17 protein-coding genes are annotated in these 16873 nt (G+C 39.0%); 6 read left to right on the top strand and 11 right to left on the bottom strand.

Annotated features, from left to right (window positions below):
• The first annotated feature begins 345 nt into the window (after positions 1–345).
• A complete protein-coding gene (locus CSV69_RS15555; RefSeq protein WP_099693912.1) occupies positions 346–774 on the top strand; it encodes a hypothetical protein in 429 nt (142 codons plus the stop codon).
• A gap of 187 nt (positions 775–961) precedes the next feature.
• Here CSV69_RS15555 and CSV69_RS15550 read toward each other — a convergent pair whose 3' ends face one another.
• The 5 genes from CSV69_RS15550 to CSV69_RS15535 all read right to left on the bottom strand — a co-directional run bounded on the left by CSV69_RS15550 (position 962) and on the right by CSV69_RS15535 (position 6579).
• Positions 962–2485: an S-layer homology domain-containing protein gene (locus tag CSV69_RS15550; protein ID WP_099693911.1), complete on the bottom strand. Its 1524-nt coding sequence runs from the start codon at positions 2483–2485 to the stop codon at positions 962–964.
• 752 nt (positions 2486–3237) lie between these two features.
• A complete protein-coding gene (locus CSV69_RS17440; protein ID WP_369823963.1) occupies positions 3238–3366 on the bottom strand; it encodes a hypothetical protein in 129 nt (42 codons plus the stop codon).
• Between the two features lie 91 nt (positions 3367–3457).
• Positions 3458–3808 carry a hypothetical protein gene (locus CSV69_RS15545; protein ID WP_158232703.1) on the bottom strand — a complete coding sequence of 117 codons (351 nt, stop codon included), beginning with the start codon at positions 3806–3808 and terminating at the stop codon, positions 3458–3460.
• A 189-nt stretch (positions 3809–3997) separates the two neighbouring features.
• Entirely contained in the window at positions 3998–4624 is a 627-nt protein-coding gene (locus tag CSV69_RS15540; protein ID WP_158232702.1) for a DUF1643 domain-containing protein, read from the bottom strand.
• Positions 4625–4887: 263 nt separating this feature from the next.
• Positions 4888–6579 carry a DUF262 domain-containing protein gene (locus CSV69_RS15535; protein ID WP_099693908.1) on the bottom strand — a complete coding sequence of 564 codons (1692 nt, stop codon included), beginning with the start codon at positions 6577–6579 and terminating at the stop codon, positions 4888–4890.
• Between the two features lie 556 nt (positions 6580–7135).
• Between CSV69_RS15535 and CSV69_RS17345 the strand changes: the two genes are divergently transcribed.
• Complete coding sequence (locus CSV69_RS17345) at positions 7136–7264, top strand: hypothetical protein (RefSeq protein ID WP_255396890.1); 129 nt, start codon at positions 7136–7138, stop codon at positions 7262–7264.
• Between the two features lie 37 nt (positions 7265–7301).
• On the top strand, positions 7302–7961 hold the full coding sequence (locus CSV69_RS15530) for a conserved phage C-terminal domain-containing protein (RefSeq protein ID WP_099693907.1): 660 nt from the start codon (positions 7302–7304) through the stop codon (positions 7959–7961).
• A gap of 145 nt (positions 7962–8106) precedes the next feature.
• On the opposite strand, the gene CSV69_RS15525 is transcribed toward CSV69_RS15530, so the two are convergent.
• Positions 8107–8793, bottom strand: coding sequence for a nuclease-related domain-containing protein (locus CSV69_RS15525; protein WP_099693906.1), 687 nt, complete (start codon positions 8791–8793; stop codon positions 8107–8109).
• A 308-nt stretch (positions 8794–9101) separates the two neighbouring features.
• Here CSV69_RS15525 and CSV69_RS15520 point away from each other — a divergent pair, with 308 nt between their 5' ends.
• On the top strand, positions 9102–9713 hold the full coding sequence (locus CSV69_RS15520; protein ID WP_099693905.1) for a hypothetical protein: 612 nt from the start codon (positions 9102–9104) through the stop codon (positions 9711–9713).
• A 783-nt stretch (positions 9714–10496) separates the two neighbouring features.
• Here the strand turns inward: CSV69_RS15520 and CSV69_RS15515 are convergent.
• The 5 genes from CSV69_RS15515 to CSV69_RS15495 all read right to left on the bottom strand — a co-directional run bounded on the left by CSV69_RS15515 (position 10497) and on the right by CSV69_RS15495 (position 15608).
• Complete coding sequence (locus tag CSV69_RS15515) at positions 10497–11561, bottom strand: YkvI family membrane protein (protein WP_099693904.1); 1065 nt, start codon at positions 11559–11561, stop codon at positions 10497–10499.
• A 101-nt stretch (positions 11562–11662) separates the two neighbouring features.
• Positions 11663–12772, bottom strand: coding sequence for an o-succinylbenzoate synthase (menC, locus tag CSV69_RS15510; protein ID WP_099693903.1), 1110 nt, complete (start codon positions 12770–12772; stop codon positions 11663–11665).
• The gene (locus tag CSV69_RS15505; protein ID WP_099693902.1) at positions 12753–13610 is read right to left on the bottom strand and encodes a GNAT family N-acetyltransferase; all 858 of its coding nucleotides are present in this window, start codon (positions 13608–13610) and stop codon (positions 12753–12755) included. The genes menC and CSV69_RS15505 overlap by 20 nt, the downstream gene beginning before the upstream one ends.
• 4 nt (positions 13611–13614) lie before the next feature.
• Positions 13615–14751, bottom strand: a complete 1137-nt coding sequence (locus CSV69_RS15500) for a M20 peptidase aminoacylase family protein (protein ID WP_099693901.1) — start codon at positions 14749–14751, stop codon at positions 13615–13617.
• Positions 14752–14753: 2 nt separating this feature from the next.
• Positions 14754–15608: a MurR/RpiR family transcriptional regulator gene (locus tag CSV69_RS15495; RefSeq protein ID WP_099693900.1), complete on the bottom strand. Its 855-nt coding sequence runs from the start codon at positions 15606–15608 to the stop codon at positions 14754–14756.
• A gap of 463 nt (positions 15609–16071) precedes the next feature.
• Between CSV69_RS15495 and CSV69_RS15490 the strand changes: the two genes are divergently transcribed.
• Positions 16072–16491 carry an organic hydroperoxide resistance protein gene (locus tag CSV69_RS15490; protein ID WP_099693899.1) on the top strand — a complete coding sequence of 140 codons (420 nt, stop codon included), beginning with the start codon at positions 16072–16074 and terminating at the stop codon, positions 16489–16491.
• Between the two features lie 14 nt (positions 16492–16505).
• Positions 16506–16873, top strand: a 368-nt coding sequence (locus CSV69_RS15485; RefSeq protein WP_099693898.1) for a glutathione peroxidase, incomplete at its 3' end; no start/stop codon positions are given.

The following is a 16873-nucleotide window of genomic DNA, read 5'->3' as shown; positions in this document are numbered from 1 at the left end:
ATATTGGGTTAAGTGAGTATGAAGAGCTTATGGTTCGATTAAATGAGTTGCAGGGGAAGTTGAAGGAGCGTACTAAGTTGTGATGAAGGTACCGGGTCCACACATGATTCTAGATTTATTTAGAATTACTTCAGTTCAGTGTGGGGATCTGGTGCTTTTTTCATTATGAATTTTAAAGGTATCTGTGTATGAAACTTTCATGATTGTTTACACATTCATGAAAGTTTCTCGCACAGGTACCTTATTTTGTTTTCGGCTACCCTAATTGTGTTGGGACGTGGTACCTTATTTAAATACAGGTAATTATGATACGATGAGGGCAGATAAAAAAGGAGTTTGATCAACATGAAAGTTAATTTCACGAAAAAGCAGTTCAAACATCTACTCGACCTCGTCCATTTAGGAGAATGGACCGCAAATTCCTCTCGTGAGTCAGATACATTAATCAAAGAATATGAAGAACTGTACCAATATATCAACGCGTTGGCGAAAGATTTTGGCTACGAGGAGATTATTCAATTCGAAAAGAAACTGAATGAATACTTCCCCACGCAAGCCTATGAAAATGAATTGCGGCCGATTATTGAAGTGAATGACAATGAAGTGTTTTGGAACGAACTTTCAAGTAGACTAGCTACAAGAGATTTGGCAAATGAAAAAGTCATCTCCAGGGATACAGATGAGCAATTTAAACGCCTTCTTGAGATCGAGCAACGTTATGACGAAGAGTTTGTGGAGCATGGATTGTCCCGTTTAATTCTCAAGAAAGATTGAGGAATGTGGAACGTGTAAAGAACCTCTCTAAAGAATTTTAGGGAGGTTCTTCTACGCTTCGTAAAGGTACTAGGTCCTCACACAACTCTAAATCAATTCAGAATTGTTTCCAATTTTTGCGGGGAGCTGGTACCTTATTTTGTGACATTACAAATGGAATTTACGCCTGTTTTCATTTGATTAGCGATTATCGATAAAACTCATACTTTTTTGACAGCTTGATTCCTGTTAAGCCACCCAGTTGCTGAACCTCTATTCTCATGCCCCATGTTTGACCTTCTGTGTCATCGCCTACTTGACCTAATCTTCCCTCTACTACGTGCTCAAAATCCACTTCGACGACACCAATTTTCTTAGCTGTGACATGGAACACATTCGTTCCAGGATCTCTTGTTATTGTTGCGATTTCATTTGCGTTTGCGGTATCGATGGTATGCTTCCCTATATTTTTTGCGGCAACCTTATCGTAGTATTCATCCCGTTCAAATAGCTTTTCCACATCAAATGTATAGGATCGTCTTTCTCGCATCGTTTGAATATAATAATTAAAATATGCATTTTCAGGTAATTTTGCTTCGACAGCGTAGCGTACTTCATCACCAGTAACAAAACGCGCAGTGGCAATATATTCTCCTGGCTGATCAATTTTAATGCACATATTATCGGTCCAACTGATATTTGAAGGGCAGTTGTTGAACGCTACATTATCAGATACAATTTTACCATCTACTGTAGACAGACTGATATTTTGTACCTTTTCATCCGCTGACATTTCAAGTGGAGCTTCTGTCGGTAGGTAATCATCTGTCTCTTGCAGTGTAAGTTTTAAGACACCACTCACTTTTTTCACTTGGACTTGGTATTTTTTATAAACTCTTTCATTCGGACTTACATAGGGAACACCAGTTAACATTAGTCCCGACACATTAAGCGTGCCTTTTCCCTCTTTCAGTGGAATGAGTTGAATTTTCGTTTTTGTATAGCCTGGCTTTTCGTAGACCATAACCGACTCATATAAATCTGTATCCGTCTTCCCTCTCACGCCAGCAATTTCATCCATCCCAACATCTTCAGCCTCTAATGTGACCATTGACGGCTTCTTTTCTTCTGTTGCTTTCATTAATTTAGCGGCCTGTCCTCTTGTCACAGCTGCATTTATGCCGAATGTGTTAGGCGATGTACCTGTCGTGATTCCTAATTTATAAAGGATCAGGATATTCTCACCGTGCGATTGTGAGACATGAATGTCTCTGAACGGATTTTTTATGCTATGGAAATCATAACGCGGTAAATCAAATGCTTTGACAAGTATTGAAGCAAATTGGCCACGTGTCACAGAATCATTCGGACCATAACGCCCATCTCCGTATCCACTGATAATTCCTGCTTCCGCCAGTGCAGCAATAGCTTTATAGTAGCCATTCGCTGTCGAAACATCTTTAAAGCCAGGATTCTTGATCTTCGTCATATCCAATTTCGTCAACTTCGCAATAATTGCAGCAGCTTGTCCTCTCGTAATTGGATTACCTGGCTTAAACGTGCCGTCTGGATAACCTCCTATTATATTCCGTGCGGCGAAATCATTGACTGCCTCCGCAAAGTGATGTGATGGTGCGACGTCTGGGAATCGTTGAGTGCTTGCGGCTGTACTTGATAGTGGAAGACTCAGCGTGAGTATAATCGCGCCTATTATCATAATTATTTTTTTCATTTACTATCTCCCTTTCTCTTGTGTTCTCCTATAGCGGCGTATAGACGAGGAATTTAGGAAATAGTTTCAAATTGTTTTAAATAAAATGACACTAGGTCCGACTAGATTCTAAATAGTGGCGAGACCTAGCATTGTATAAAGATACTAGGTCCTCACACAACTCTAGTTTAACTCAGATTTTTTCCGATTTGAATGTGGACCTGTACCCTGTTTGAGTTAGAAGTATTATTTACCGTCTGGTATCGATTCTTTTCGCCTCTAAAAAGCTCTCTCTTCTGTTTCTGATTATCATCTACGCGAATTGTTTGAGAGTTGTTTGGAGACCTGGTACCCTCTTTAATAATTATATGAGGACCTGGTACCATATTTTTTTTGAAAACTGTGTATCAATAATTTGAACTGGATAAAGTATTTCCGCATTCCTGACATTGAATAGATACAACGTTCTCGTCTGGGCTTATGATGTCTTCTTCATTAAACACTTCTATATCTCCGGATCTTTTAACAATAGGTACCAGGTCCACGCACAACTCTAGTTCAATTCAGAATTGTTTCTAATTTGTATCAGGACCTGGTACCCACTCAAAAAAGCCATGCACCGAATAAAATATATTCGTTGCATGGCTAGAGTCGTTTTTATTAGTAAGTATGGTTTTCTTTGTTTTTAAGAATTCATCCCATAAAGTTTAGCATTGTCATTGCTGCTATCCAAGTCGTGGTGCCAGTAGAAACATATTGAGGAGCAACTTCAACTAGGTCGAAACAAATGATGTCCCTGCTTCAGTGATTTCAATTACAATGTCGTTTAGGAAATTGAATGAGAAACCCCTAGGCGAAGGAGCCCCTGTAACCGTTGCTAATGATGTATCAACGCAATCAATATCGCTCGTAACATAATACTTGATTATTGGCTGTGCGTGAAACTTTCATGATTGTTCAAACTGACGTTTGTTTCAAGCACAGGTACAAATCTCAGTTTGAATTTCTCATTTCATTAATAATTTCTTGTAAACCTGATAATCTTCCTTTTTTTAATGTAGCATAGTAATCTACGTGCTTTTGAGCTGCATTTAAAGCGAGTTCAAAAGAGTGAGAGCCATAATCTTGCTTAATACTTTCAAACAGGTATTTATTCGTATCATTATTAAAAGCCCTTTTATAGACTTCTCCCCTCATCATTGCAAGGAATATCGTTATAAAATCTTGTGCAGAACCCTCGTTCATACCGGTAACTCTATTGATCTCACTTTTCCCTTCGTTCCTTGTAAGTTGACCTGATAAAACCTTTTTTGCTATTTTATAAGCGCCTTGACTCATCTCCATAGTTATCTTCAAAGACATCACCTCATTAGTAATATTATAATTACAAGATAGCACAAATATTGGTAACTGAGTTTAGCAATTTTACAGATTGATTAAAGGTACCTGTGCATGAAACTTTCATGATTGTTTAAACATTCACGTTTGTTTCTCACATTAATACCTTATTTTCACTTATAGATTATTAATACATTACATAAACAGCATTTCAAATTCTAAATTCTCTATCCGCACAATTGGCGCTTCAATATATTTTTTGATATTTGCTTGTGGTCTTGGATGTGGCGCATAGTGCAGGTTTAGACGTTTAAACTTTTGATCAATAGACTTCAATACTTCATAGACATATAACTTTTCTTTCTCTGTTTCAAATATATGTTTAATAGATGGTTGCATTTTCAATTGATTTCGGATGCCAAGTTGTCCTTTTACTCCCCACCCTAAAAACACATATTTAGATTGTCTCAATGCACTTGAAACAAACGCCCAATTTACTTGGTTATATTGAAATTGAGTATCTATTAAATTCTTACTATTGCCCTCAATTACACTTGAAACATTCACAACATTCAATGCGTTACAGCCATTTTTCTTAGCAACATTTATTAGTTGGTCAACGGTTGGATCTGAAATATTATGAGCGGCTTTACTAGGATTCATCATAAATGCTGTAAAAACATCTCCATCTTCTGCCCATCTTTTCTCCAAAAAGTAACGATTTTGTTTATCTAAACTAAAGACAGCAATCCCGCTAAACCCTTTATGGTCCCCACTATAAATTTCCAACTCATGTTCATTAGCAAGCTCAACAAACCACACAAACATTCCTCCCTATAATGGGTACCAAGTCCGCACACAACTCTAGTTCAATTCAAAACTGTTTATGATTTGTGTTGGGACCTGGTAACTTATTTTTTTGTATTCTACTATCATATAAACCATGACTTATCGAGATCTCTACATATCACGCACATATACTTGACTATAATTTAAAATTATTAAATTAATTCAAGGAACATCTACGGGAAGTTAACTTCTCTATTTTCATCACCACAACCCTGAACCTCTTCACACAGATTACCTCACTTCAACAACATCTGAATCTTCTCCGCCAATAACGTCTTTCTTGTCTCATAAAACACATCAAAATCTTCAATCTCGAGTGAGACATCATTCGCGATCATCGCCTGATTATGGAAATCTTTCTTCTGGTCATCATTCATATCATTATAATAATCAATGAGACGCATATCGCTCTTACTACCGTTGCTTCTTCCTTCAAGTAAATGCAAGTTGGGCAACCGATTACGATTACCTCTCCATGTTTTCCAATTATCGATACTGACTGAGACAGGTTTCGCTTCATTGAATCTATTATCTGGATGCAAGTGGTCTTGTTCGTATTTAAAGTTTTTGTTAATCCAGTCGAGATTCAGATAATACAAGACTTCCCCTGCTACTCTACTGCCTTTTTCCATGTTTAGTATATCCTCGATTTTTCCATCTGTGATTCTCAAATCATTCATTTGATCGAGCATTTCAATAGATATTTCATAATCGAAACTGTTGATATTGCTCTTCATCTGCTGTAGTTTTCCCGTCGTTCCGGATTGGAAGTAAGTGAAAAATATAGCTCTAAGCAAATAGGACCGAACAGCTTTTAAGTTGTTTTTATAGTCAGAATTATAATATACGTAATAGACAATCGGCAGTAACACGTTCCAGCTATTTGCAAATCGTCTAACATCAATTTTCATTTCTTTGAGTAGCTCTTCGACATTGAATAATGCGGTTTTGAAATCTTCCCAATCATTCTTCAGATTTTCCGCGATTTTCTTATTAATATTGGACTTCACCACATCACCGTACAACATAAGAGCCGCACGAATAATGAAATCCGTATCAAACTTATCATAAGAATTTACGAGTATTTTGCCGAATTCTGTTTTCGCACTTGGCCAATACGCCTCTAGGATCGACATGGTAATCTCTGATTTACGCAATGCCTTTCCTCCGCTGTTAAACCGTACGAACATCTCTAGCGCGTCATCCTGTTTCATATCTTTAATTTCTGTATACCGGATTAACTTCTCTGTAAATATCTTATTATATAATTTGTTCAAGATATCTCGGGCATAGTCTTTACTGTCTGCCGGTACATTTACAATCGCCTCTTCAATTGCACTTTCTCTTGTTGTTTCATCACGAAAATTGTCATCCAAAATGTTTTTAAGCTCGAATTGCGTTGGGCTTAACTTACCTATTTTATCACTGAACTTTATATCAAACTTTTTGCTATTATATTCTTCTTCATCAACAGCAATTTTGTTTTTGTTTAATTCAATAAGAAGCTTCGTTAATATCCGGTCTCCCGTGTTTCTCCTGGCATTCTTTGGACGCAAATTTGCTTCTCCAAACAACGATAAAAAGAGTGATGTCAGACGTTGCTGACCATCTAATACTGCTGTGTCCGTATCTTCAACGTTGATACCCGTCAATTCGTAGTTCGCGGTATCGGCTTGCTTCCTGCTGTCAAACGTGACGCTAGATAAGAAGTTGCAGAAGTACGTATCACCGGTGACATTAGATTGATCCACATTCCAAAAAAGGAAAGTCGCAATTGGATAATCTAACAGTATGGAGTCCCATAGCTTTTCGATTTGCTCCATCCCCCACACAAACTGTCGTTGGAATGCAGGCATTACATACTTACCTTCCTCAATGCTTTGTAAAGCTTCGTATATAGTAATACTACTATCAGATAACCTACTCATGAAAGTTCCTCCCCATTCCAATAATTCCATTTTTTCTCGTTATATCTATCATAAGCTAAAAGAACTGAAAAGTCTGTACTTTATTAAATCCTCTTAGTGAAATGTACCTGTGTATGAAAATTACATGATGATTTAAACATTCACGTTTATTTTTATGCAGGCACTTTATTTTTCTATGAAACAGTGAGACCGTATTCCAGCAGTAGCCTAGCCAATCCGCAATATAATTTCTTTTTCATTTCTTTATTTTCCTGTGTTTACGCACTTCTTCGCGCTATAGACGTAGGTTATTGTATATAGTTTCATTTTATTTTTAAGAAATAAAAAACGATAAAGCAACTGATTTCCACAGTTTCTCTATCGTTTTGGTTAATAGGTACCTTATTTATTAACGCGACTCCATAAGGATACTTGCAACATTCATTCAGAAATACTATATGCGCCCTATTATCTATTTAGAAAGACCATGTATCCTTTTCTAGAAAACTCTCTATATGAAGTATGAGGAGTACTAAATAGATACTCCTACAACACTTTACTTTAGGGGGACCACCATATGAAATTATTACTTAACGAAGATCCAATTCCATTATTACCTTCATTGGCAATGAAAGTAGGACTGAACGCTGCGCTATTCTTGCAGCAACTCCACTACCGCTTGAACATTTCAAAAAAACATCTGTGACGGTCATAAATGGGTGTTTAATACGTATGACGACTGGATGGAAGAATTTCCGTTTTGGTCGCTAAACACGATTAAACGGATAACGTACGACTTAGAACAAAAAGGTTATCTGATTTCCACTTCCAAGCACAATAAGATGAAAATAGACAACACAAAATGGTACCGAATCGATTATGAAAAACTGCCATTTTCGTATACGCCAAATGAGATATTCGTAGACCCAAAATTAGATGCTCCACCATCCCAACATGAGACGACAGTCAACTCACAACTGGACGCTGTGCAAACCCACACTGGTACGAAGGCGTATCCCATTATGGGACGGCCAATAACCAAAGAACTTAAGAATAAAAAGAATAAAACCATTGTCGAGAAGAATCTCGACGTCGCACATTCTGTTATTGAATACCTAAACGACAAAACCGGAAAACATTTCAAAGCAGAGTCCGCTGCTACCTGTAAATTCATCAACGGGCGAATCAAAGAAGGCTACACACAGGAAGACTTTATTCGTGTCATTGATTTAAAGGCCAAGCAATGGTTGAACCACCGTGAATTTAATGCGTTCCTTAGACCATCGACTTTGTTTAACGCAACGAACTTTGAAAACTATGTCAATGAACTAGGCGTGGCCAAGAAACCGGATATAGAAATATACATACCACCGGTTCTTGATTTTAGTAGTGGTGAGAGGTAAAGAATAGTTCGAATGATAATAGAGCTATCAAGTTCACACAGAAATTTGTGAGTGTCACACGAGCATGAAACTTTCATGACTGTTTCACACCGACACGTTATTTTCCTTCGACTACTACATTCACTGTATCTACCACTCCACTACTTTACTTTCTTGCTGGCGTGGCGTTATGCTTCTTCCGAACCTGCTGCAAGTGCGCTTTCCTGATCGACTTCTTTTCTTCTTTCGGAAGATCTGCAAGCTGATCTAGGTTACTGATTATACTGTTCTTCTGATTGTCAGTGAGACGAGGTCTATCATCTTGCTTGATTGCTTTCACCAATCCGCGATAATGGACAACATCAGCTGACCGAAACGGTTCTTTGAATTTGAATTCGACCTCATTAGAGAAAGCGATGATGGAGCGTGCAGGCAGGTTAGGCAAGTTCAGACGGCTTTTGAGCGCTTCAATATGACCGTAGTTCTGCCGTATCGGATTGTAGAATTTCTGTTTGTTTTTATAGATGACCTGCGTCCAGTATTTCTGATTTTCACTGCCGAAGATCCACCCTTTATAGTGCTTTGTTTCGATGACGTGCAGGCCATATTTAGAGACAACAACATGGTCGATCTGCGTCAATCCATACTGTGCGTCCTCGACGTAGATATCATGATAAGCCCTGTACTCTTCGCCTAGTTTTTTGAGTCGTTTCTGCACGATTCGCTCACCAATAGCGCCGCGCCATTTCGGCAGCTGCAACTGAACGACGGTGGTAAGAATCACCATGACAACGAGGAACCAGAAGGCTTTCAATTTTAGGATATATAATAGGGCGGCAAAAAATAACTCCATTTTGTATACGCTCGCTTTCCAAAACTTATATATTTACTTGTTAGTCTTATTTTACCGGGGCACCAGAAATAAGTCACGATACTCTTGATAAAACATTTTTACGTTAGATTCTACTTTTCCTTTTTACTTATCCAAATCGATCACCAGTTTTAAAATTTCGAATTAAAAAAGTACCCGTGTGAGAAACTTTCATGATTGTTCAAACATTCACGTTTGTTTTTCAAACAGGTATCTAATTATTTTCTACACAAAGAGGTTTTTGGAAAACCTAGTCGAATATTACTTAATTAAGAAAGGAGTCGTTCATTGTGAAAGATAATATTACAGACATAGCAGCAAAAGACGTCATTGTTCAAGCAAGTTTATCGGCGATACCCTTTGTTGGGAATTCATTGTCTACAGCATACTTCTCCACAAAACAGGAGAGGCGATTTAGACGCATTGAAACTTTTTACTGCGATCTATCTGATCGTTTGTTGACCATGGAAAAATCAATTATTCCGTTTCATTCCCACGATGAAGAAAGTTTGGTTTCTTTAATTGAACGTTTAAACGAAGAGATTGAAATTGAATCTTCTCGACAAAAAAGGGATTATTTTAAGAGCTTTTTCATTAACTTGCTCCGAAGCCCCACAATTGAAAGTAATTATGATGAGCGTCAGATGTTATTGAATTGCTTAGCATCTATTACTGTTTTGGAGTTTCAGACTTTATTAAGTTATTCAGAACAACACAAACATATCGTTTCAACTCAGAAAGTTGAAGATCAGTTACTTGATGGCGCTATATCTAGACTCGAAAACCTTGGTTTATTAAGTGCAAGTTATGTCACTGAAACTTTTCTTGGTCAAAGCCCCACAATAAAAATAGTGTCACTTTCTAAGTTTGGTGAAAAGTTTATTGAATTTTGTATCGTATAACCTGATTAATTTTAGGCTATTACACATTACGGTCCGAATACGACATGTGGTCAAGGGTACCAAACCCCGGACTGAATACTGTTGGCGGTCGTAATCGCTGACCTGCTGCTAAATCTCGATTTTCCAAAACTTTAATGATAGTACCAGGTCCTCACACAACTGAAGTTCAATTTGGAATTGTTTCCGAAGTGTGTGGGGACCTGGTACCTGCTTTGGGTGGCTAAAAATAACTCCATTTTGTATACGCTCACTTTCCATATCTTATACATTTACTTGATACTCTTATATTACCGGGGCACCAGTAATAAGTCACGATACTCTCGATAAGCCATTTTTACGTTACATTCTATTTCTGCTTGTTACTTATCCAAACCGATCCCCTTTTTTAAAATTTCGAATCAAAAAAGTACCCGTGTGAGAAACTTTCATGATTGTTTAAACATTCACGTTTGTTTTTCACACAGGTATCTAATTTTTATTTCCTATTCGTTCACAGTAAACAGGACTTTCAGGAAATAAAGTATTCTATCAATTTTGGCAATTGAATACGTTCTATATTATATATTTTTTTACGTATTAATCAAGACTTCCTTAATAAAGGAACCAGGTCCTCACACAACTCCAGTTCAATTCAGAGTTATTTACAATTTATGTGAGGACCTGGTACTTTCTTTATCTGTTCCTCGAATTTAAAACCATTTTCATATAATTCTAGTGCTGCAATAGTTTTAATGAGTTGCGAAGAAACTATCTCTTTCAGCAAGAGTGTCATTGATAGGCAACTTAACTTTCAACCGGATATGATACTTTTTTCTTCTTAATCCATGCGATAATGATCGCACCGATCAATACGAATCCAAGATAACCCATTACCGGATAAACTGTGCCGACAAGTGTTACGAAACCGATGAAGCTTGCAGCGTATGCTACTAAACCAAATAGGATAATGCTTCCTTTAAAACGTGCTGTTTCAGGTTTGATAAAGCGTACTGTGAATGCGTACAACATGCCTACTGCAGTATTGTAAATCATTCCCAATAAAATAATGGACATGAGTGCACCAACTACTGGGCCTATATTATTCGCCAAGAACAGCATCGGCATCGGTACTGCGGCGATTTCTTTCAACTGTGTCAACATCGAGATATTGATGAGAAGAAGGAGCAGACCTAGACCCAGACCTCCGATGATTCCACCCCACGCGGCAACTTTTTCGTCCTTGACTGTTCCTCCCATGACCGTAAGCATCGCAACACCAGCTGCAATATTATAGGAAACATACAAGAGTCCACCTAATAGCCAATGAGGGGCCCCTTGATTATCACCGGTAACTGCTGCTTGAATTTCAGCGGTCGAGAAATCATAGTTGATAACTGAATACACCGTGATCACAATAACGAGCAAGAGTAAAAATGGTGTAAATGCACCTATAAGCGTGATTACTTTTTGAACACTTAACGTCACTGTTGCGATTGTTAAAATAGCCATTATAATACTTCCGATATATCCAGGAATATTAAATTGCTGTTCGAATATTGCACCGGCACCTGAAAACATGACAACTGTGACACCGAAGAGGAAAAACGTGATAACGAAATCCACAACAATACCTAAATAACGTCCACAAATATGGTAAATGACATTCTGATGGGAAGTTGTTTGCAAACGGCTGCCTAGTTGAGTTAAATTCATGCCGATGAATGCAAATAATAGTGCTGCGACAAGAGTTCCAACTATGCCTATTGTGCCAAAACTAGTGAAAAACTGCAGAATTTCTTGTCCAGATGCAAATCCCGCCCCGACGATCACACCGATGAAAGCTGCTCCGATTTGAAAACTCTTTTTCATCCCTCTTCCTCGCCTTCCAATATATATTTTTAAGTCTATATAAATTATTTCTTCAGATTATGGAAAGCTTAGTGGATGAACATTGTCGCCCACTTGACTCATTACGCTTTATAATTCATTTCTTTCACCGTGAATTTATTCATTGCTTCAAGATCCGGTTCATATCCAATGCCATATGAACTGGGCACTGTAATATATCCATTTTCCACAACGACCTCTGGTGTGATTATATCTTCCTCCCAATAGCGGGATGATCCTGCTGTGTCACCCGGCAGAATGAAATTAGGCAGTGTCGTAAGCGCTACGTTATGCGCGCGACCAATTCCTGACTCAAGCATGCCTCCACACCAAACGGGAATACCGTGTTCCATGCAGTAATCATGGATTTTCTTTGCTTCAGTCAATCCCCCGACACGACCAATTTTAATATTGATTATTTTACAGCTCCCAAGCTCAAACGCTTTTCGTGTATCTTCAAGAGAGTGGATACTCTCATCCAAACAAATCGGTGTTTGGATTTCTTTTTGCAAAGTGGCATGGTCAATGATATCGTCCGAAGCAAGCGGTTGCTCGATCATCGTTAAATTAAATTCATCTAACTGTTTAAGCAGTTCTACATCTTCAAGTGTATAGGCCGAGTTGGCATCCGCCATTAGCGGGACGTCAGGGAAGCTTTTGCGAAGTTCACGTATCACTTCAACATCATATCCTGGCTTGATCTTTACTTTGATACGTTTATAGCCTTCTTCAATAAAACCGCGGACTGTCTCTACTAGTTCTGCTGTATCTTCATGAATACCAATACTAATTCCGACCTCTATTTTCTCAATTTTTCCACCCAACGCCTGTGCTAATGTCATTTTGTTACGCTTTGCATAAAGATCCCAAACCGCTCCCTCGACAGTGGATTTAGCCATATTATTTTTACGGATTGCTTTAAAAAGTGAACTCACTTCATCTGGGTGACTGATTTCCTTCCCGATCATTAAAGGGATTAAGAAACTCTCTAGCATATGTAGATTAGTTTCGATTGTTTCCTCACTGTACCATGGTGAATGGAATGCGACTGACTCCCCCCATCCCGTGTTTCCGTGCTCATCTATCGCTTCAAGCAATAGAAAGTCTTTCTCTTGAAACGTACCAAAGCTCGTAGTGAAGGGGGTTTTCATCATCATTTTTATTCTTCGGATATTAATCTCTTTTATAATCATTTGAATTCTCCTCATGTTTTATATTTAGTGGAATCATTGTTCTTTTTATGAATTGATAGTAATGAACGTCCGTGTCGGATTTCCTCAACCCTACTAGCGCATAACCTGCGCCGAATAGTGATTGATAGACAGCTCTTATCTTCATTCGCCAATCCAGTGCAAGTTCAGGCTCATCCTTTTTTATGAATTGAATGTTTTCAGGTATCGGTACTTCAATGCCATCGCTACTTGAAGGGATTTCCTCTAGATGTACTTCCATCATCGGGTTGCCTTTTTCAGATTGTCCGACTGCAAACGGTCGGTCGTAGTTGAGCAGTTTGGGTGTCCACGCGTCTTCCACCCGTTCACTAGAAATCCACCACTCGACTTGAAGCCGGTCTGATGGTAATCCTTTATTCAAGCCGTCTTCCATTTCGCCATAGCAATTTTCCAGATAAGTAGTGCTGATACCGTACAGCTTCGTCAGATTTAAATAAGCATTACGGCTTTCCAATGGATCAAATGTCCACGTAAGTAAGTCATAGCCAATTTCTTTGGCAAGTTTACGCTGCTCATTCTTTAGCATCTTACCAATCCCTAATAATTGATAATTCGGATGGACGCCAAGCATATGCGAACATAAATACGTTTTTCCATTTGCAAATCCCGGAAAGCTATATGAAAATCCGACCAACTCCTGTTGATCGAAAGCACCAATTACTAACCCACCATTTTTCGAAGCCGTATAGGTTTGATGTGTTGGAACCGTATTCTCTCCCCAAATTTGTTTTTCAAGTCCTTGAACCATTCGCATGTCTTCGTTCGATTCTAATTTGCGAATCGATAAATTAGTCTTCATAAACTCACGTCCTTTGTTCTAGCTGCTCAAATGTGCGGTTCACTGCTCGGGCGAGTATTTCGATTCCCGTCAGTATACTGTCATGATTGAACGTCATATTCGGATGATGAAGTCCCGGCGATAGATCACACCCAAGTCCAAGCATCGTCGCTTTGATGGCCGGTCGTTTCAGTGTGTAATAATGAAAATCTTCTCCACCCGGCGTGACTATAGGAGGCACGAGAGACTGCTCTCCCACTGTTTCCGCAATGGCTCGTGCCATTATTTCAACTGCGGTTCCATCCACCTGTGCAGCGGCTATTTCTGATTTGATTTCAAAATTGATCTGAACTTCAAACATCTCAGCAACAGTAGAAATCATTTTTTCCACTTGGCTCATTAGCTTCTCCATGACCTCATTTGTTTGAGCTCGAATGTCTAAACTGAACACCGCGTTCCCGGGAATAATGTTTGCCGATTCCCCGCCCGCTTGGAACATCGTCATTTTTGCGGAATGCGGAACCATTGGATCGACGTGAATGGCATGGATCGCCTGAACGAGTTGCGCCATTACTTCAATCGCATTTTGACCAAGATGTGGCCTCGCACCATGTGCATCCGTTCCGGTAATGGATCCTGTTACCATTTTTGCAGAACCATGTAAAATAGCGGGCGTCGAATAACCATCCCCGAGTTCTTGAATAGGACGAAGATGCACGCCATACAAATAATCTACATCGTCCACAACGCCTTTTTCCACAAATGATAATGCACCGGTTCCTTTTTCCTCGGCAGGTTGGAAAATAACTTTTAAACGACCCTCTTTTGGAATCCCAAGTCTCTTCAGAACGAGCAACGTCCCAACCGCCATCGTCATATGTGCGTCATGTCCACATGAATGATTGGCTTGATACACCCCGTCGACTTCTTGCCATAATGCATCAATATCCGAACGAAGCGCAACACAATGCTTGCCAGTACCAAGCGTCACAACCAGTCCCGTCGAATCCTCAAATGTCGTGACGTGGAACCCTTCATTCTCTAATAACTGCTGCAAATACTTCGTGGTCTCTACTTCCTGCCAACTGATTTCGGGATGTTCATGCAGATGAGTAAACACCTCTTCAATCAATGGTTTCACTTCTCTCAACGCGGCTTCCATCTTCAATCTACTCCTTCCACGAATAAAAAATCACTCGCTATGGATTGATAGGAATTTTGTCTTTTCTCAAAACTGTCTTTTTCCTTCACCGATAAACCAGCCACAATCGCATTCATGAATGAAAACAAAGAAGCCGTTGCGTCGAGTGTCGACTTGTTCGGTGAATAAATTGGAAATAACAAATGACTATATGTATGGATCGGAGCGAGTGTCGAATCTGTAATCCCTATAATGAATGCTTCTTGTTCATGTGCCAATCGTGCAATTTGAATCGTTTCTTTTAAATAACGATGAAACGAGATGACAATCACTACGGAGTTACCATTCATTTGACTCAATGTTTGAATGACATCTTCCGTTTCGGGCCGCAACAATCGCACGTTACTTCTCACTAAACCGATTGTATAGGAAAGCCAATTAGCCGCGTTATAAGACGATCGAAGGCCAAGCACATAGACCGTTTCGGCGTTAGCAAGGCGTTCAATTGCCTCTTCGTAATCGGCCTCCTCGATCTGTTTCATCGTCTCCATAATGGCTACACGATCCTTCTCCATGACTTGCTCAAAGAAATGTGGTTTTTGTTCGAGCACAAGCTTGGATTGCTGATAGGTCGTCAAGCTGCTTTGTTGAAACAACAAGTTCTCCCGAATATTCTTTTGTAATTCTGCATAACCAGATAGTTCCAAACTATGACAGAAGCGGATGACCGTTGTTTCACTGACATCAATCTTTGCTCCGATTTCTTGCGCTGAAGACATGGCAACTATTTTGGGATAATCGATAACATACTGCCCTACTTTCTTTTGGCTTTTCGATAGATCATTGTAGCGCTCTCGGATAAGCTCTTTAAGTTTCAATAACTCCCTCTCCTTTTGAAGCCAAAACACCTTTGAGATTTTAAATGAAGTTTAAACTTCATTATTTATTATTTACTAACTTATCACACTCATTGACAGAATACAATGCATAATCTGAATTATAAAAGGAATCTATTTTTTGGTGCACATTATGGTGAAAATTTTCTTACGTATATACATACAGGAATCTACAAGAGAAAACGGTTACTAACATGTTCCGTTAGCATCCGGATTGCAGCTAACGAGCGCAAGTCAATTTCACGAGGAGAAAATGGGAGTGTTGTAAATGTACAAGTCCCTCACACAACTCCAGTTCCATTCAGAGTTATTACGATTTATGTGGGGACCTGGTACTATCTACAATGCATATAAGCCAATACTTTATATTTTGTATCCAGAAACAAAATCATTGAAACCGCAAATTAAATCGTACACAACATAAAAAAGAGAAAAGGAATGTTACATGAAACTACTATACGAAACGACGATTATTAACACAGGCGGACGCGATGGCTATGTTTATTCACCAGATAATATTTTCAATTTAGATGTTGCGAAGCCTGTAGCACTTGGCGGTGTGGTGTCTGGCGCATCAAATCCTGAACAATTGTTTGCGGCTGGATATAGCGCATGTTTCAACAGTGCACTTGAAATTCAGTTAGATAAAGGAAAAGTAGAGTATGCTAGTAGTGAAGTTATCGCAACGGTAGCACTTTATCCAGATAAAACGGATGGCGGTGTAAAACTAGGTGCTAAACTTGAAGTGACAATCGAGGGTGTGGATCAAGCAACTGCAGAAGAATATGCAAAGAAAGCACATAATTACTGCCCGTATTCTAAAGCACTCAATGGGAATGTTGAAGTGGAAATCACAGTGAAATAAGAGGAGGAATTTACTTGGTATCGGTATACGATTTTGAAGTTAAAAAAACGAATGGCGAGATCTTGTCTTTGAAAGAGTTTGAAGGAAAGCCTTTAGTCATCGTCAACACAGCTAGTAAATGCGGCTTTGCTCCACAGTTCGGTGGTTTGCAATCGCTATATGAACAATATAAAGACGATGGACTGATGGTAGTCGGTTTTCCATGCGATCAATTCAATGACCAAGAGTTTGATACTATTGATGAAACGACTGAATTCTGCCAACTGAACTATGGTGTTTCATTCCCAATGATGGCAAAAGTGAACGTAAACGGCGATGAAGCAGACCCGTTATTCGATTACCTGACAACAGAGAAAAGCGGACTGCTCTCGAAGAAAATCAA

The sequence above is a fragment of the Sporosarcina sp. P26b genome (genome assembly GCF_002743245.1).
Taxonomy (GTDB): domain Bacteria; phylum Bacillota; class Bacilli; order Bacillales_A; family Planococcaceae; genus Sporosarcina; species Sporosarcina ureae_C.
Note: the sequence above shows the minus strand (reverse complement) of the source record. Positions and strands in the feature narration are given on the sequence as shown.